Origin of the sequence: Salinisphaera sp. SPP-AMP-43 (genome assembly GCF_049568105.1) — a bacterium.
Lineage (GTDB): Bacteria > Pseudomonadota > Gammaproteobacteria > Nevskiales > Salinisphaeraceae > Salinisphaera.
Window position 1 is genome coordinate 2,173,926 of sequence record NZ_CP145335.1, and the last position, 17,934, is coordinate 2,191,859.

The 17,934-nt window shown below is 63.2% G+C and carries 17 protein-coding genes; 14 read left to right on the forward strand and 3 right to left on the reverse strand.

What is annotated here, in order from left to right:
* The first annotated feature begins 17 nt into the window (after positions 1 to 17).
* Positions 18 to 1,136 carry a GTP cyclohydrolase II RibA gene (ribA, locus tag V5738_RS09275; protein ID WP_423820524.1) on the forward strand — a complete coding sequence of 373 codons (1,119 nt, stop codon included), beginning with the start codon at positions 18 to 20 and terminating at the stop codon, positions 1,134 to 1,136.
* Positions 1,137 to 1,408: 272 nt separating this feature from the next.
* Here the strand turns inward: ribA and V5738_RS09280 are convergent, their stop codons facing one another.
* Positions 1,409 to 2,221 carry a creatininase family protein gene (locus V5738_RS09280; RefSeq protein ID WP_423820525.1) on the reverse strand — a complete coding sequence of 271 codons (813 nt, stop codon included), beginning with the start codon at positions 2,219 to 2,221 and terminating at the stop codon, positions 1,409 to 1,411.
* A 113-nt stretch (positions 2,222 to 2,334) separates the two neighbouring features.
* Between V5738_RS09280 and V5738_RS09285 the strand changes: the two genes are divergently transcribed.
* The 10 genes from V5738_RS09285 to lon all read left to right on the forward strand — a co-directional run bounded on the left by V5738_RS09285 (position 2,335) and on the right by lon (position 13,263).
* Entirely contained in the window at positions 2,335 to 3,987 is a 1,653-nt protein-coding gene (locus V5738_RS09285; RefSeq protein WP_423820526.1) for a Na+/H+ antiporter, read from the forward strand.
* Positions 3,988 to 4,313: 326 nt separating this feature from the next.
* A complete protein-coding gene (locus V5738_RS09290) occupies positions 4,314 to 4,694 on the forward strand; it encodes a DUF4168 domain-containing protein (protein WP_423820527.1) in 381 nt (126 codons plus the stop codon).
* Between the two features lie 413 nt (positions 4,695 to 5,107).
* Positions 5,108 to 5,716: a flavin reductase family protein gene (locus tag V5738_RS09295; protein ID WP_423824159.1), complete on the forward strand. Its 609-nt coding sequence runs from the start codon at positions 5,108 to 5,110 to the stop codon at positions 5,714 to 5,716.
* Between the two features lie 449 nt (positions 5,717 to 6,165).
* Positions 6,166 to 6,609 (forward strand): MliC family protein, encoded by a 444-nt coding sequence (locus V5738_RS09300; protein ID WP_423820528.1) that lies wholly within the window; start codon positions 6,166 to 6,168, stop codon positions 6,607 to 6,609.
* A 93-nt stretch (positions 6,610 to 6,702) separates the two neighbouring features.
* Complete coding sequence (locus V5738_RS09305; protein ID WP_423820529.1) at positions 6,703 to 7,794, forward strand: M42 family metallopeptidase; 1,092 nt, start codon at positions 6,703 to 6,705, stop codon at positions 7,792 to 7,794.
* A 175-nt stretch (positions 7,795 to 7,969) separates the two neighbouring features.
* On the forward strand, positions 7,970 to 8,329 hold the full coding sequence (locus V5738_RS09310; RefSeq protein WP_423820530.1) for a CidA/LrgA family protein: 360 nt from the start codon (positions 7,970 to 7,972) through the stop codon (positions 8,327 to 8,329).
* A complete protein-coding gene (locus tag V5738_RS09315; protein WP_423824160.1) occupies positions 8,325 to 9,047 on the forward strand; it encodes an LrgB family protein in 723 nt (240 codons plus the stop codon). The genes V5738_RS09310 and V5738_RS09315 overlap by 5 nt, the downstream gene beginning before the upstream one ends.
* A 159-nt stretch (positions 9,048 to 9,206) precedes the next feature.
* Entirely contained in the window at positions 9,207 to 10,331 is a 1,125-nt protein-coding gene (locus tag V5738_RS09320) for a GGDEF domain-containing protein (RefSeq protein WP_423820531.1), read from the forward strand.
* A 115-nt stretch (positions 10,332 to 10,446) separates the two neighbouring features.
* Complete coding sequence (locus tag V5738_RS09325; RefSeq protein WP_423820532.1) at positions 10,447 to 10,851, forward strand: Hsp20/alpha crystallin family protein; 405 nt, start codon at positions 10,447 to 10,449, stop codon at positions 10,849 to 10,851.
* 3 nt (positions 10,852 to 10,854) lie between these two features.
* A complete protein-coding gene (gene lon, locus V5738_RS09330) occupies positions 10,855 to 13,263 on the forward strand; it encodes an endopeptidase La (RefSeq protein WP_423820533.1) in 2,409 nt (802 codons plus the stop codon).
* 187 nt (positions 13,264 to 13,450) lie between these two features.
* Here the strand turns inward: lon and V5738_RS09335 are convergent, their stop codons facing one another.
* Both V5738_RS09335 and V5738_RS09340 read right to left on the reverse strand, forming a co-directional pair.
* Positions 13,451 to 14,023, reverse strand: coding sequence for a gamma-glutamylcyclotransferase (locus V5738_RS09335; protein WP_423820534.1), 573 nt, complete (start codon positions 14,021 to 14,023; stop codon positions 13,451 to 13,453).
* A gap of 19 nt (positions 14,024 to 14,042) precedes the next feature.
* Entirely contained in the window at positions 14,043 to 14,963 is a 921-nt protein-coding gene (locus tag V5738_RS09340) for a recombination-associated protein RdgC (protein ID WP_423820535.1), read from the reverse strand.
* 345 nt (positions 14,964 to 15,308) lie between these two features.
* On the opposite strand from V5738_RS09340, the gene V5738_RS09345 reads away from it, so the two are divergent.
* Genes V5738_RS09345 through V5738_RS09355 form a run of 3 tightly spaced genes read left to right on the forward strand, consistent with a single transcriptional unit; the run spans position 15,309 to position 17,925 of the window.
* Entirely contained in the window at positions 15,309 to 16,406 is a 1,098-nt protein-coding gene (locus tag V5738_RS09345) for an ABC transporter substrate-binding protein (RefSeq protein WP_423820536.1), read from the forward strand.
* A gap of 44 nt (positions 16,407 to 16,450) precedes the next feature.
* Entirely contained in the window at positions 16,451 to 17,194 is a 744-nt protein-coding gene (locus tag V5738_RS09350; RefSeq protein ID WP_423820537.1) for an ABC transporter permease, read from the forward strand.
* Positions 17,191 to 17,925, forward strand: coding sequence for an ABC transporter ATP-binding protein (locus V5738_RS09355; RefSeq protein ID WP_423820538.1), 735 nt, complete (start codon positions 17,191 to 17,193; stop codon positions 17,923 to 17,925). The genes V5738_RS09350 and V5738_RS09355 overlap by 4 nt, the downstream gene beginning before the upstream one ends.
* Positions 17,926 to 17,934 lie beyond the last annotated feature (9 nt).

Here is a 17,934-nt window from a genome sequence, read left to right on the forward strand (position 1 = left end):
CGATACAGGATCACTTCATGCAGCACGTTGAGCGCGCGATCTTCGATCTTCGCCGTGGCCTGCCCGTGGTGATCAATAGCCCAGCCGGGGACCATTTAGTCGCGCCGATCGAAGCGCTCGACGCCAGCCTGCTGACGGATATGCGCGCAGGCGCCGCCGATCCGGCACGTCTGGTGCTGACCGGACACCGGCTGAGTCATATCGGGCTGGATAGCGATCTTGCCCTGGCCGGATTGCCATTGGCTGCCGAAGACAGCCGCGCGGACGTGATTGGCTGGGCCTGCGATCCAAATGCGAGTTGGCCGCGGCCACGGGCGGCAATCGAAACCGACCAGGTCGACGAGGCCGCGATCGCGCTGATGCGCCGCGGCCGGCTGATACCGGCAGCGGTGGTCGCCCGGGTCGAAGGCATACTGGCCGAGACCCTGGACCAGCGCGTAGCGCGCGGCGACCTGCTGTCGGTCAATGCCGCGGATATATTCGCCCACGAACGCGCCGCGCCCAGCCTGCTGCGTTGGATCAGCGCGGCCGATGTGCCGCTGGAGGCCGCACCGCGCTCGCGGTTCGTCGTGTTTCGCGAAGCCGACGGGCTGCGCGAGCATGTGGCGGTCCTGATCGACGACGAGGCAAACTGGCCCGATCCGGTGCCGGTGCGTCTGCATTCGGCCTGCCTGACCGGCGATCTGTTCGGCAGCCTGCGCTGCGACTGCGGCCCGCAGCTCAAGGCCAGCCTGGCCGCGATCCAGCAACGCGGCGGCGGTGTGCTGCTCTATCTCGCCCAGGAAGGCCGCGGGATCGGGCTGGCCAACAAGATGCGCGCCTACCAGATGCAGGACGAAGGCCTGGATACGGTCGATGCCGACCGCGTACTCGGCTTCGGCCAAGACGAGCGCGACTATTCGATCGCCCGCGAGATGCTGGCACAGCTCAGCGTCAGCCATATCGACCTGCTGACCAACAATCCGGCCAAACTCGCCGCCATGAACCACGATGCGATCCAGGTCGCCGGACGCAGCAGCGTCTATGGCCGTCTGACTCGAGAAAATCGTCGCTATCTCACTACCAAGGCCCAGCGCGCCGGCCACTGGCTCGATGCACTGCTGGCCGAACCAAGCGATCGCGACGAACAGCTTTAACAGGCGTCGCTACGCGATTCGGAGCTATCCCTCGCCTTGACCAGCCCCATCGCGGCTCCGGGCGCCTCAAGTTACCGACGGCTTTCAGGAGGTCGCGCCGAAAACGCACCAGTGCTGTCGACGACAGCGCCGAGTTGGACGACCGCGCGACGGGCGACGCCTTGCAATTCCGGCCGATCGGCATGTCCGGCCGGCCCGTAACCAGCACTCGGTTACGGAAGAAACCGAAGCGCTGCCGCGCGAGCCCGCCCTGGCGCCGATAACGCCCACGGCTAGCGCGCTTCGAACACCGATAGATCGAAGCTCGCGGTCTCGCGCACGATCTCGCTTAGGCGTGCTGCAAAGCCTTCGACCAAGCGATGGCCGATCTCGGCATCGGCCAGCATCGCGTTGCCGGTCACCCCGGCCGGATGCAGATCTTCGGCACGCCAGGCAAAGCCGGCATCGCCTTCAGGGCCGAGCGTCAGGCCGGCGGCGGCTCGGTTCGCGCCCAACGACTTGTAATTGGCAAGCGCGTCGCGCCGCACGGCTTCGGAATCGAGATAGAGCATCATCGCGGTTTCCAGAGCGCCGCCATGCAGGCCATGGGCCAGTTCGTCGGCCGGCAGATCGACGCTCGGGCGGGCGAATCTGAAATAGTTGGCCTTGGTGACCAGCAGCTCGTAGTCGTGACGCAGCTGCAGCGCTGCGATATCGAGTTCGGCCTTGTTACCGCCGTGACTGTTGAACAGCAGCAGCCGGCGGATACCGGCCCGGGCCACGCCGGCGCCGACGGCCCGAATCTGGGCGATCATCTGCTCGGCCGACAGGCTGAGGGTGCCGGCAAAGCCGGTATGCTCAAGGCTGGAACCCAGCGCCAGCGTCGGCAGGATCACGGCCGCCAGCTCAGAGCCGTCATCAGCCAGACGGTCGGCCGCCGCCTGCAAAAGGCCGTGGCCGATGACTACGTCGGTATCCAGCGGCAGATGCGGGCCGTGCTGCTCGATCGCTGCCACGGGCAGAATCGCGACCGGGTCACGTTCGACCAGGGTTGTCAGTTCGGGGCCGGTCAGCCGGGCCCAGTGCTCGATGGTGGCCATGGCCATGCCTAAGACAGGGATTTCCCCCGGTCATGATGCGCCTGTACTGGGTCCCATGGGAAATGCCTCTGGCCTAGAATAGGCGCCCAGTTCCCGCGCTCAAGGCCGTCGTCCCCGCGATGTCGATTGTTTTCACCACGCTCATTCTATTACTCACCGTTGCTGCTTCCGGTGTGATGATGGGGGTACTGCCGGTTCGGCTGCCCCGCCCCCTGGTCCAGATCGCGCTGGGCGCGGCACTGGCGGTGCCCAGCTTCGGCCTGCATGTGCGGCTCGATCCAGAACTATTCTTCCTGCTGTTCATACCGCCGCTGCTGTTCGCCGATGCCTGGCGCATGCCGCGCCGCGAATTCCGACGCCTGCTGGTACCGATCACCGCCCTGGCCCTGGGGCTGGTGATGGTGACCGTGCTCTGCGTGGGTTTTTTCGTGCACTGGCTGATTCCCGAGGTTCCGCTAGCGGCCGGTTTTGCGCTCGGCGCCGTATTGTCGCCCACCGACGCAGTGGCGGTATCGGCGATCACCGGCAATGCGCAGATTCCGCCGCGGTTGCTACACATCCTCCAGGGCGAAGCGTTGATGAACGATGCCTCCGGTCTGGTCGCCCTGCGTTTCGGGGTCGCGGCCACCCTGACCGGTGCCTTTTCTCTGACGGATGCCACGCTCAGTTTCCTGGTCATTGCCGCGGGTGGTCTGGCGGTGGGCTGGGCATTGGCCTGGCTGTTCGCCCAGGTACGCTATTTCTTGACTCAGTGGCGGGCCGACGACCCCTCTAGCCATGTCGCGCTGCTGCTGTTGTTGCCGTTCGGCGCTTATCTGGTCGGCGAGCATCTGGGCGTCTCTGGGATTCTTTCGGCCGTTGCCGCCGGCATGACGCTCAACAATATCGATACCCTCAAAGGCGAATTGACCACCCGGATGCAGAACCGTGGCATGTGGGCGATGCTCGAATTCGTATTCAACGGCGTGATCTTCGTGCTGCTCGGCCAGCAAATCCCAGTCATCCTGGCGCATGCCGGCGAAGCCAAGAGCGCGATCGGGGTGGACTGGTTGCATATGGCGGCCTATCCATTCGCCGTCATGGGGTTGCTTTACCTGGCCCGCTTTATCTGGGTCTGGATCATGCTCAAGCTGGTGATCATGCGTGCCCGCAGTCGCGGCGAGCGGGTCCAGCGGTTGACCACGCGCATCATCGCCGCCACCACGCTGGCCGGCGTACGCGGGGCGATCACGCTGGCGGCGGTATTGTCGCTGCCGCTGGTCAAACCCGATGGCACCCCCTTTCCCGGCCGCGGCGTATTCGTGTTCATCGCAGCCGGGGTAATCCTGCTATCTCTGGTTATGGCCACGCTGACCCTGCCGCCGCTGCTGCGCCGGATCAAACTGCCGCAGGACGATCCGCGGGCCACCGAAGAACGCGATGCCCGTGCCGCCTCGGCCAAGGCGGCTATTCAAGCCCTCGGCCGGATGCGCGAACAGCGCAAGGAAGAAGCCGACGATGCCGACGATGCCTCGCTCTATGCCGAAGTCGCCGCTCGGGTCATGGCCGCCTATCAACCCTGGCTGGATCCGGATTCGGATGCCGAGGACAAACAGCGCGCCCGGCGCGGCTTCGCCATGGAACGCACCCTACGCCTGGCCGCGCTCAATGCCGAACGCGACGAACTGTACCGACTGCGCGGCAAGGCCCAGATCAACGACGTGACGATGCGCCGGGTGATGGCCGATATCGATCTGACCGAAGCCTCGTTACGCAGTCGTCGGGAACGCTAGGGCCAGTCAATGGGCTCTACGAGCCCACGCCAGGCGCAACGAGCATCGCGGTGTGGCCCAACGCCAGCCAACCACAATGCGGGATGGCTGCCCATCCCGAATAAACCCTGGGCGCCCCGTGGCGAGGCCGAGGCGTGGCCACTCGCGCCTGGCCGAATACGATGGGCGAACACCAGTGCGGCCCTGGTACCAACCATCGCAAGACCCCGGGCCGCATCGAGCGTGTTTTTTTGGCCAAGCATTGGAACCCAATCGAGCATCGCGTCGTTAGTGAGGTGACGGGCTTTGATTACGCCCGTCGACCATACTCAAACAAGGATGCATTCATGCGTACATTCCTCGGAATCAGCGCAGGCGCCCTCATCGCAGTCAGCCTGGCCGGCCCCGCCTTCGCACAAGGCAATAGCGGTCAGCAGCAGGGTTTTTCCAGCCAGAACAGTGGCCAGCACGCGGATTTTTCGAAATCCCAGATCCAAAGCTTCGCCGAAGCACAGCAGGATCTGCAGTCGGTGGTTTCGGACTGGCAGAGCAAGATCAACAACGCCGACAGCAAAAAACAGGCTCGCCAGTACCATAAACAGATGAACTCGAAGATCATATCGACCATCAAGAACGACGGTCTATCGGTCCAGCAGTACAATCAGATCGCCCAGGCATCGAGCAACGATCCCAAGCTGGCCCAGCGTATCCAGCAAGCCGGCTCGTAGCCGCTACACAAGGCAAGCCAGTATCGGCTCCGCTGGATAGTAGGACGGCGAACGGCTCGCAGCAGAGCCGTTCGCCGTTAGGGCGACACGATTGCCAGCTGTTCTACACACCGTCCGGCCGTACCGATTTCCGCTAAGCTCTGTTGACATAAATGCCGTTGCAGATGCCCGAACCCACGAGTCAGGTCGTCGCCGGCTGAGGCTTGCCTGAGCATGGCGTTCCCGCGCTCACTTTTGAAGCCCCGCGGCTGACTGGCGAATGCGGCGTTTGCCCATCCGACGGCGCCCCAGCCGCCCCGAGCTTAGTCTGGCCGGGGCTCCGGACATGGCCCGCAACACCGCACTCGCACTCAGCCGAAACAGGCTCTAGGCTGTGCGCCTGTCTCCATAAACCGAAACGCAATCCAATGGCGATGCATTTCTACGAGCCGTCGAAAGGCCACGGCCTGCCCCACGATCCATTCAAATCGATCATCGCGCCGCGGCCGATTGGCTGGGTATCGACCGTGAGCGAAGGCGGGCACCGCAATCTCGCGCCCTATAGTTTTTTCAATGCGCTCAGTGCCGCCCCGCCGATGATCGCGTTTTCCAGCTACGGCCATAAGGATAGCGTGACCAACGTCGAAGCCACTGGCGAATTCGCCTGGAATCTGGCTACCCGCGACTTGGCCGAGGCGATGAATCAGTCCTCGGCCAGCGTCGATCCCGAGGTGGATGAATTCGAACTGGCCGGTCTGACCCCGGCCGATTGTCGAATCATCAGTGCACCACGGGTCGCCGAGGCCTCAGTGGCCTTCGAATGCCGTGCCTGCGATATCATACGGCTGCGCAATGCGGCCGGCGAGAGCACCCACAACTGGCTGGTGATCGGCGAGGTGGTCGGCGTACATATCGCCCAGAACCTGCTGGTCGATGGCATCTACGACACCATAGCCGGCCAACCGATCATGCGCGCCGGCGGCCCGGCCGATTATTTCGGAATCAGCCACGATAATCTTTTCAAGATGAGCCGCCCGGGCTAAAGCCTGCAGAGGTCCCATGCGAGCACTGCGCCGATGTCGGCCAATAGCGCCCGGCAAAGCGTGGCGCGCGCTTGGGGCGTCGTCCGCGGTTGACCGAAGCCGAAAAAGATCGGCACTGCGGGTGCGCGATCATCCTATGTTATCGCGGGCTGACGTTCGCCGACCACGCGGATCTTCGCTCTCCCGTCTAGCCAGCCATCGTCAAGTGTGTCGGCAGCTTGGCGCAGGCTGGTACGAGCCATCCACAGAACCGGCCATGCTCTGTAGCATCAGCGCCTGCCACAGCCCGGGGCTCGAGCGTACCCGCCTATATCATCGGCTGCCGAACGGCCGTTACCCTTGTGGGTAGGCCTTGCTCTACAGCTGGGCCACACATCCTGGGCCGCACTACTCGCGGTTTTGGGGCCAACTGTGCCAAGCTATTGGCATCATACAGACAGTTTCTGCCTATGCGTGTCCGTTCCTCCCTGATCGTTCTGACCGGCATACTGGCCAGCGCCGGCCTGGTCGCCTGCGCCCCCGATACGCTGCCCCCGCCCGAAGGCTCGGCTGCCTCGGCCTCACCGACCGCCGGCGGCCCGATCGAAGAATCAGCCAAGCCCAACGACCCATACAGCGAAGCGGCATCCTCCGATCGCCCGGTCGTGCACTATGACTGCGACGACGGTGAGGCCATTACCGTTCAGTATCCCGGCGCCGATCACGCCCAGGTCAGCTACCAGGGCACGACCTATGCGATGCATATCGCGATGTCGGCCGACGGCGCTCGCTATATCGGCGACGAGTACGAATGGTGGACACGCGGCACGGGCAAAGGCGCCGACGCTACCCTGTTCGACCATCAGGACGATGGCTTGACCGGCGACGTCATCACGACCTGCCACGAAAGCTGATTCCCGCGACTCGGGCGCGAGCGCCCGAGGGCCCACGCCAGGGCCGAACCATAGTCGCCTAGTTTTTTGCATGCGGTCCCAGTAGGAGTTCCCATGGCCGAATCAACATCCATCCTCAATACAGCGTCGCTCGAGTTCCTCGAACGGTATCTCAACAATGCCTCGCCGACCGGCTACGAATCCGGCGGTCAAAAGCTCTGGATGGAGTACCTCAAGCCCTACGTCGACGATTTCATCACCGATGCCTACGGCACGGCGGTCGGTGTGATCAACCCGGATGCCGACTATAAGGTCGTCATCGAAGGCCACGCCGACGAGATCGGCTGGTACGTCAATCACATCACCGAAAAAGGCCTGATCTACGTCCTGCGCAACGGCGGCTCCGACCACCAGATTGCGACTTCCAAGCGGGTGCACATCCATACGGTCAAGGGCGTCGTCGAAGGTGTTTTCGGCTGGCCGGCGATCCATACCCGCACGCCGAACAACGAAAAAGCGCCGACCAAAGACAACATCTTCGTCGACATCGGCGCCGATTCGAAAGAAGAAGTCGAGGCCATGGGCGTGCACCCGGGCTGTGTGTTGACCTACCCGGACGAGTTTTCTGTTCTCAACGAGAACAAATTCGTCTGCCGTGCGATCGATAATCGTATCGGCGGCTTCATGATCGCCGAGGTGGCCCGTCTACTGCACGAGCGCGACGAACGACCGGATTTCGGCCTTTATATCGTCAACTCCGTGCAGGAAGAAGTCGGCCTCAAGGGTGCGTCGATGATTGCCGAGCGACTGGCTCCGGATGTGGCGATCGTGACCGACGTCACCCACGACACGAGCACGCCGATGATCGAACAGACTACCCACGGTTCGATCAAGATCGGCGATGGCCCGGTCATCGCCTATGCGCCGGCGGTTCAGAACCGGCTCCGCGAACATCTGGTCAGTGCCGCCCAGAACGCGGAAATTCCTTTCCAGCGCCAGGCCCGGGCGCCGGCCACGGGCACCGATACGGATGCCTTTGCCTACAGTAACCAGGGCGTGCCCTCGGCGCTGATCGCGCTGGCCCTACGCTATATGCACACCACCGTTGAAATGGTGCACCGCGACGATGTCGAAAACGTCATCCGGCTGATGTACGAAGGCGTCAAGCGCATCCCGAACGGCGAGCGTTTCAGCTACTTCGATTAAGCGCTCAGCGCCCGGATACGACACTATCCAGGCGCCCTGCGGCACCGGCGGGTCAGTGGGCCCGCCGGTGCCCGGTCGATGCGCGACCGGATTTCAGGTGGCGCCTGCAACACGGCCCGTTCCTGCCCCAAGCGATACTGCATCGCTATCTGTCTGATAACACGATTCCACCGCCATGATCGGATCGATCGCCGCCCTGCTCGTGCTGCAACTTGTCGGCACTATCCTCATTCGTCTGACCGGCCTGCCCCTGCCCGGACCGGTCGTCGGCATGCTGATCCTATTCGCCTATCTTCTGTGGCGCGGCGCGACGCCACATCCTTTCGAGCGTACCGCGCAAGGGCTGCTGCAGAATCTGGCCCTGCTGTTCGTACCCGCTGGAGTAGGCGTGATAACCCACTTACAGTCTGTGGCCAATCAGTGGCTTGCCTTATCACTCACGCTGATCGCCAGCGCTGCAATCACGCTGGTGGTCACTGCCCTCACCCTGCACTGGCTGATGCGCGCTCGTACCCATCGAGCCGAGACCGATTAACATGTCGCTGACCGAAATCTGGGTATATCTGGCCGAACAGCCGCTACTGTGGCTGGCGCTGACGGTCGGCATCTACTGGCTGGCCCAGCAGCTCTATCGCGCCTGCCGACGTTTTCCGCTGCTCAACCCCGTATTGATCGCAGTGACTGCCATTGTGCTGCTGCTGACTGCGACCGGTACGCCGTACCACGAATATTTCGACGGCGCCCAGTTCATCAGCTTTCTGCTGGGCCCGGCTACGGTCGCGCTGGCGGTACCACTGGCCAGTCAGCTCGACACGCTCAAGCGAGCTTGGCTGCCCATTTCGGTCGCTCTGGCCGTGGGCTCGACGGTCGGGATCCTGTCGACGCTCGCCATCGGTTGGTCGCTAGGGCTGGATAGCCAGATGCTGCTGTCCTTGCTGCCACGATCGGTTACTACGCCGATCGCGATGGGGGTTTCCGATCAAATCGGGGGCAGCCCATCGTTGACCGCAGTATTCGTGATCCTGACCGGCATTCTGGGCGCCGCTTTCGGTCTGCCATTGCTGGCCGCGATTGGCCTGCGCGATACCGTCGCGAGCGGATTCGCCCTGGGGGTCTCCTCGCATGGCATCGGCACCGCCCGCGCGTTCGAATACGACCAACGGGCCGGGGCCTTCTCGGGTCTGGCGATGGGGTTGAACGGTACCCTCACCGCCATACTGGTACCGGTGATCGTGTGGCTTTTCGGCCTTTAAACGGTTGCGTCGGCGCCGTCCACGCGAGTCCCTAACCCCCGAAAATACGTCAATTTTTTGAGCACGAAATTAATCAAATCTGGTTAAAAATAACCGCGTTCTGCCGTTAATGAGATAGACGGTTTTCGCACAGAGCGCGGCACGATGCGGATACAACAATTGACGATTGTCCCAGCGTCGCTTTATCCCTTTGCCCAATCGGGATGCCGGCGCCGCCAGATCCTGTTGACGCATTATCTGGCGCTGTTCGGCGCCTGCGCCACCGTGCCGTATCAGCTGTTTTATCTGCTTTCCGAGCCGCTCTATTACGCGCCGATCCTCGGCTTCAATATCGCCGCAATGGCCGGGTATATCGCTGCGTTGTATTGCAACATCAAGGCCAGGACGGAGCTTGCAAGCCGGCTGGTGCTGATCGTATCGGTATGCCACATAATTGGGGTCAACCTGCTCATCGGCGCTAGCGCAGGCGTTTATCTGTTCTTTTTTTCGGTCAGCATCGTCGTACCGTTCTTGCGCCCTGCCGCGTCTCTCGGGTCGCTGGTCGTATTCGAAATATTCATCGGGGCCCTACTGCTGGCCTGTCATCTACTGTGCCGTGGCAGCGGGGTGATCTCGCCCGTGCCGTCTCCATTCGTGGAATGGATTTTTGCCGGCAGCACCGTCGGTGCGCTAGGGATCACGCTGATCATCGCCACGCTGTTTCGCAACGATATCGTCACCGCCGAGACTCGCCTCATGTCAGCCAACGACGAACTCTATAAGCTCAGCGCGACCGACGAACTGACCAAGACACTCAACCGACGCGGGCTCGAGGATTATCTAGGCCGTTTGCGTTCGTCTCATGCGCGCCCGCGGCCGAGGCTCGGCGTCGCAATGTGCGATGTCGATTACTTCAAATCGTTCAACGACCATTTCGGCCATGCCGCGGGCGATACGGTGCTGGCTCAGGTCGCAGACACGCTCAAAGCTTCAATCCGAAACCCTGGCGACTGTATAGCGCGCTATGGAGGCGAAGAATTCGTTATCGTCATGCCGGGTGCCACCCCGGACACCCTCATGCAGGCCGCCGAACGCGCGCGCCAGGCGATCGAGAGTCTTGCCATTCCTCATCCCTGTCAGGAACGCCCCCGCGTGCTGACCATCAGCGCCGGTGTCGCTGTCGTCGAATTGGATGGCCCGGCATCGCTTGGGTTGTTGCTTCGCGATGCCGATAAAGCGCTGTATCGGGCCAAGCATGAGGGCCGAAATCGCTGCGTGGCCTGGGCCCGACAAACGGCCGCGTAACGGCCCGACGATGGTGAGCGTCGTCCAAGGCAAGCGAAGCCGTCCGTCAAGCCACCATCTTGTCCTCATAGAATCCGACCCCTATCTTGAAAACAACCATGAACCGAGCGAAGCGATGGTTGTAGACGATTTCGAAAGCTGGATGTGGGCCGAGGCGATGCGTCGCCAGGATCGTGCCGACCGTATCCAGCGCCAGTTCTTTCGCCGAGTGGACACGCACCCTCGCCGACAGTGGGAGCCACCGGTCGATGTGTTCGAGACCGCGGAGGCGGTCTACGTGATCGTGGCCCTACCGGGGGTCTCCGACGCTAACCTGACGGATCTCGAAGTCGCCGGCGACGTGCTCTATGTCGCCGGGCAACGACGGGTGCCCACGCCGACCAGCGATGCGTTGTTGCATCGGCTGGAAATCCCGCACGGCCACTTCGAGCGCCGCGTGACCCTGCCGCGGCCGCGGTTGGCGATCGCCAACCACGAACTCGTCGACGGCTGTCTGTATCTCACGCTTGCCAAACGCTGAGTTATGAGCGAAACGGATAATCAACAAACCCCGGAGACCATCGAGGGTCCGAGTACCACGCTGGTCTATAACCGCAACGAGCCGCCACGCCCGGAAGTGCTGACGGTTCTGCCGATGAGCGAGACCGTGCTCTTTCCCGAGCTGGTCATGCCGATCGTGCTCGATCGCCAGCCGGTGATCGACGCCGCCCAGCGCGCCATGCGCAACGACCAGCCAGTCGGGCTGATACTGGGCGAGCCGAACGATAACCACGAGGATATTCGCGACAGCCTGCACAAGGTCGGCACCGCGGCCAATATTCTGCGCTATGTCACGGCCAATAACGGCCAACACCACTTGGTCTGCCAGGGCATCTCGCGGTTCCGCGTACGCGAATTCTTCGAAGACGAGCACGGCGGGCTGGCGGCCAAGGTCAGCTGGATCGACGAACCGGAGGCCGAAGGCGACAAACACGTCGATGCGCGGATGGCCAACCTGCGCAATCGGGCGCTGGAGGCCATCCAGCTTATGGACCAGCCTTCACAGGAACTGGCTAACGCAATCCGCTCGATCGAATCCGCGGCGCTGCTGGCCGATGCCACGGCCGGCTATCTGGGCCTCAAGCCCAAGGAAAAACAGCGCATCCTCGAGACGATCGAACTCGAACCGCGGCTCGAGCTCGTGCAGTCGTTCATGGACTACCGGCTCGAAGTGATGCGCCTGAGCCAAGACATCAATAAGCAAACTCAGGAGCGGATGTCTGAGTATCAGCGCAAGGCGATGCTCCGCGAACAAATGCGCTCGATCCAGCGCGAGTTGGGCGAAGACGACAACGTCACCGAAGAAGTCGAGCGCCTGCGCGAAGCACTCGACAAGGCGGACCTGACCGAAGAAGCCGCCGAACAGACCGACCGCGAGTTGAAGCGGCTGGAGAAAATGTCCGAATCCTCGGCCGAATACTCGATGGTTCGGACCTATCTCGAACTGATAGCCGAGCTGCCCTGGGGCAAACTCTCCAAGGACGCGATCGAGATCCAGCGCGCTCGCGAGATCCTCGACGAGGATCACTACGGCCTGGACAAGATCAAGCGCCGGATCCTCGAGCATCTGGCGGTACACAAGCTCAACCCCGAGGGCAAGGCACCGATCCTGTGCTTCGTCGGCCCGCCGGGCGTCGGCAAGACCTCGCTCGGCCGCTCCATCGCCCGAGCCATGAATCGCGAGTTCGTCCGCAGCGCGCTGGGTGGCGTGCACGACGAATCCGAGATCCGCGGCCATCGCCGGACCTACGTCGGCGCGATGCCGGGCACCATCATCAGCCAGATCCGCAAGGCCGGCACCCGCAATCCGGTGTTCATGCTGGATGAAATGGACAAGCTCGGCGTATCCGCCCACGGTGATCCGGCCTCGGCACTGCTGGAAGTGCTCGATCCGTCGCAGAACGATTCCTTCAACGACCATTACCTCGGCGTGCCCTTCGATCTGTCGAAGGTGATGTTCATTGCCACCGCCAACGTGATGGACACCATCCCCGGACCACTGCGCGATCGCATGGAAGTGATCGAGGTACCGGGCTATACCCGCGAGGAAAAGAAACAGATCGCCAAGCGCTATCTGATCGATCGCCAGCTCGACCAGGCCGGTGTGACCCGCGCACAGTGCGATATTTCCGACGACGCACTGGATGCGCTGATTTCCGGCTATACCCGTGAGGCGGGGCTACGCAATCTAGAGCGCGAGATCGGCGCGATCGTACGCCATGCTGCAGTCCAGGTGGCCGAAGGCAAGCCCGGGCCCGGCGTGATCGGTCCGGAGGATCTGCACGACATCATCGGCGCGCGGCGGGTGGACGACGAAGTCGCCCTGCGTACAGGCGTCGCCGGGGTTGCGACCGGCCTGGCCTGGACGCCCGCCGGCGGCGATATCCTGTTCGTCGAAGCCTCACGGGCGCCCGGCAATGGCAAGCTGACCATCACCGGCCAGCTCGGCGATGTCATGCGCGAATCGGCCCAGGCCGCACTGTCGCTGGTCAAGGCCCAGGCGGACGCACTCGGCATCGATCAGGAACGCCTGGATAAGTCGGATCTCCATATCCACGTACCGGCGGGCGCGATCAAAAAAGACGGGCCCAGCGCAGGTGTGGCGCTATACACCGCCCTGGTCTCGCTGCTGACCGATCGCCAGGTACGGGCGGATGTCGCCATGACCGGCGAAATCAGCCTACGCGGCCAGGTACTGCCGATCGGCGGGGTCAAGGAGAAGACGCTGGCCGCCCACCAGGCTGGCATCCGAACCGTCATGCTGCCCGAGCGCAATCGCAAAGACGAGGACGATATTCCCGACAACGTCCGCGAAGCCCTGGATATTCGCTATGTATCCAAGGTCGAGGATGCGATCCAGATCGCGCTGGAGGCCGAAGCCGAAACGGCTTGAGCCGCGCAGAGGCTCAATATAGCGGCCGGCCAGCCTACGGGCTGCCGGTCCGCTATTGCTCTGGCAACAGGCACCGGCTAGCCCTGTATGGCCGGACAAGCCTCGAACCGCGCCGGCGGCATAGTAAGCACGAGGCCAATACAGGCCAGTACAGGCCAGCGCCCAGCCGCGGCGGTCTGCCGATCATCTATTCGACGGCAATCAGCTCTCGTAGACGCTCGGCGACGGCAAATACATGGTCATCCTGCGCATCCAGAACAGCCAGCGCATCGGCCAGATTCAACGCATAGTCGCGGTTCGGCCCGCTTGGACCGTGCGACTGCTGGATATGACGGGCGATGGCATCGATGGATGTCTCGCCTAGCCAGGCTTCGTTGCTCGGCGTCGCGATATACACCAGGCCGTCTTCGATGCGGCCGTCGGCAAAGCGCATTGGTTTAGCAAAACGCAGATAGCCGTTTTTTTCCCGATGGTCGAGATAATCGAACACCGCCGGTGTCACCCGATAGGCCATGCCGGTGCACAACTCGCCGGGCGCCTCGACCAGGGTCACGACCCGGCCGGGCGCCTCGGGGGTGCCGCGGTGATCATGCGAGCCCTGCCAGAACCGGCGCTGCCAGCCCTCGATGGTCGCCGCACACCGTTGCTCGAACTCAAAGCCGGCCTTATAGATCAACGAGCCGTAGCCGAACAGCCACAGCTCGTCGTGATCTTCAAACGCACCGCCGCGGCGGTTGGCCTCAGTAGTATCGAACGACACGATTGCCTCGGGCTCGCTTTCAGGCGGCTTCGGCAGCCTCACCGACCACGCCGAAATGCGTGTACAGCCGATCAAGAATGCCGCGCAGCGCCTCACCCTGAAGCGCGATCCGGGCCGTGAGCTCGGCGACCGGGTCGTCGGCGTCGACCGAATCCAGATCGTCCTGAATCAGGTCCAGGGCTCGGATACGCTTGAGATCGAGATGCTCGTCGAGATCGAACTCGATCGCATCGTCGATGGCCACGTTGAGCTTGGTTGCCTGCATGCCGGCTGCCAAATGGGCCCGGACCTCGTCCTGCTGCAGATCCATGGCATTGATGCGCACGCTGGATTTGACCTCGTCGGTCGACTCTAGCAGGCAGCGATCGCCGCATTCGAAGCCGTTGGGCAGGGTCGTATCGTCGGCCACCCAACGCGACAGTTCTTCGGCCGGATTCATGCGTGGCTCGGGCCGCGTGACCGGCAGGCTGCCCAGCGCTTCGCGCAGCGCGGTGATCACCGTTTCGGCCCGGCTCTCCGAGCTAACGTCGACCCAGACCCGGCTGGCCCGCAGGTCGACGACGAACGGCGTGCGCTTGGAACGGGTGAAGGCCCGCGGCAGCAATTCGAAATGCGCTTGGTCGCGGATATCGGCTTTTTCCTTGCGGCCGACCGTACGGCCTTCATTGGCCTGGATCCGCTCGATGCGTTCTTCGACTTCTTCGGACAGCACCGGGCCGGGCAGTACCCGGCTGATTTCCTGATACGTACCGACGGCCAGGCCATCGACCACGTGGGTCATGGCATGTTCGCCCTTGATCGGCGGAACGAAGCCACCAACCGATACGTTCTGATCGCCGCATTCCGGGCACAACGCCTCGGCCAGAGCCGATTCCAGTTCGGCCGGCGTCCACTCAAACGATTCGGTGCCCAGGAATACGCACAGATTACGTAGCCACATTAACTTGCCCCCTCGGTTATCAGGAGTCGTATCGCCCTGCTCTTAGGCTTTGGGTACGACACGCGATCGACGCGCACCATACGCCGCCGGCGTCCCGGCCTCAAGCGCGTGGTGCGCGCCCGGCCAACATCGGGACAAGCCACCCACCTGCCTGACATTGCTGTTTTTTCAATACGGCTCAAGGCCGCTGGCCACCGCACGCATGCGGGCGTCGGACCACGAACGGGCGAGGTCGCAGACCATACGATTAATAATCCAACGCGCCTGTGGCAATATCGCGCCCTGTTCCGCGCAGCCGTCTAGACCGATGGCTGCGCGCGCCACGTTTACCAACCGCCGACCACGATGTTCCAACGTATCTCGTCGTTCGTATTTATCCGGGGGCTGATCGCCCTGTGCGTATTAGGCGTACTGACCGGCTGCGGTCAGTCATCGTCTTCATCTTCAGAGAGCGGCGAATCGGACGATGCCGCGTCGCAGGTTGCGGCCCAGATCGGCTATATGCCGATCCTGCCGGACGCCCAGCTGTTCGTGAATCTGGAAAGCGGCGCGATCGCGGATGCCGGTATCGACCCGGATCTGGTGTCGTTCCAGAACGGGCCGGCCATGGTGCAGGCGCTATCGTCCGGCCAGCTCGATATCGCCTATTTCGGCATCGGCCCGACCATGGTGGCCCGCGCCAAGGGCGCCGATATCCGCGTAGTGGCCTCGAATATCATCCAGCAGATCAGCATGGTCGCGTTGGCCGATCTGGCCCCCTATTTCGACAACGGCGACCCGGCCACGGCCTTTGCCCGGTTCCGTCAGGACAAGGGCCGCAAAGCCAAGATCTCGACCTTCCCGGTCGGCTCGGTGCCCCAGACCGTATTCGCCTACTGGCTGGACAACAAACTCGCCGCCGATGCGAACGATGTAGAAATGGTCTACCAGGGCGCCTCCCAGGTACAGCAGTCGCTGCTGACCGGTGCCGTGGACGGCGCCGCGATTCTCGAGCCGGTGGTCTCGATCGTCGAAAAACGTCAGCCCGATGCCAAAGTCGTCGCCAGCGGGGCCGAGATGTTCGACAACCAGCCGGGCGCGGTTATGGCGGTGCGTGAGTCCTTTATCAAGGCGCATCCCAAGGTCGTGGCCCGGCTGGTGGCGGCCCATGTGCGCGCTACTCAGGCGCTGGCCAACGGCGACGACAGCGCCATCGACGCGGTCGCCCAGCACGTCGGCGGCGGCCGACTGCCGCGCGACGTGATCGCGACCGCGGTTGCGCATTCGGCCGACAACTTCGTGGCCGATCCGCATCGCATCATCGAGGCCACGAAACGTATGTATCGCTTCCAGCGCGATCAAGGCACGCTCTCGGCCGAGATCGATATCGATGCCCTGTTCGACACCGATTTCTACGACCAGGCGGTCGATAACGCGAGCGCGCAAGACAGCGCCGAGGACTAACCGTGGCCGGCTCGCGACAACTCGCTCGACCAGGCCAGGGCAGATTGCGCCGACTCTTGCTCGGCCTGGCCGGTGTGATCAGCTTCATCGCGCTGTGGAAGGCCGCCTATACCTGGAACTGGGCGCCCCGCGGCACCCTGCCCGATCCGTTCGTCATTCCGATCGCCGTAGTCGGTGAATGGCAGAGCGGCCATCTGCTACCGGCGGTCGGCTCGAGTCTGATCCACTACGTCTGGGGCTTGGGCGCGGGTACGGCAGCCGGCTTTCTAGTCGGTCTGATGGCCGCCAGCTCGCGCTGGTTCGACGATTTTCATTTCATGCTGGCCCGTATCCTGCGGCCGATTCCGCCGCTGGCCTGGGTGGTGTTCGCGATCGCCTGGTTCCAGGTCAGCCATGCCGGCGCGGCCTTCGTGATTTCGATTGGCGTGTTCTGGGTCAATTACTTCGCCACCGCCGCCGGTGTGGCCAATGTCGACCCGCGCTACTATGAGCTGGCTCGGGCTTTCGGCCACGGCGGCTTCGTCTCGCGGGTGCTGACCATCACTTTGCCGGGTGCGGCCCCGGGGATTCTGTCGGGCATGCGTACCGGGGTCGGCCAGGCCTGGATGACGCTGATCGCGGCCGAACTGCTCGGCGTGCCCGGTATGGGCCAGCAGATGAACTCGGCCGCTGGCGTCGGCGCCTACGATGCAGTCGTGGTCTATATGCTGGCGATCTCGCTGATCTACTCGATCTCCGACGGACTGTTCGCGCTGATCCAAAACCGGCTGCTGCGGTGGCGCCCATGAGCGATGCGCTGCTCACGGCTCGCGGGCTGACCTATCACTATCCGGGCAGCGATACGCCGGTGTTCGACCGTCTGAATCTAGACGTGGCCGACGGCGAATTCGTGGCCCTGGTCGGTGGCTCGGGCGTCGGCAAATCCACCTTGCTGCGCAACATCGCTGGCCTGATCGAACCGAGCGCGGGCGAAATATCGTTGTCGCGAGCCACAGCCCGCGGCAGCCGCGATCGTGGTTTCGTGTTCCAGGACACCCGTCTGCTGCCCTGGCGCCGGATCGCGGCCAATATCGACTACGGCCTGGCCGGGCTGAATCTGTCGCGGGCCGAACGCCGGGCCCGCGTCGACGAAGTCCTGGCGCTGACCGCGATGACGGCCTATCGCGATCGCTGGCCGCATTCGATTTCGGGCGGTCAGGCCCAGCGCATCGGCTTGGCTCGCGCGCTGGCCGTGCATCCGCGCCTGCTGCTGATGGACGAGCCGTTTTCGGCGGTCGATGCCCTGACCCGGCGGCGTCTGCAGGATGAACTGCTGTCGATCTGGCGACGACTGGGCATGGCGGTTCTGTTCGTCACCCACGATATCGATGAGGCCGTCTATCTGGCCGATCGCGTCCAGATTCTGCGCGGCAGCCCCGCGACAATCGTGCGCGACGCAGTCATCGACCTAAAGCGCCCGCGCGAGCGCGACGATCCGAAACTGCGCACCCTGACCCAAGACATTGCCGAGACCCTGTAAGTGAGTCGT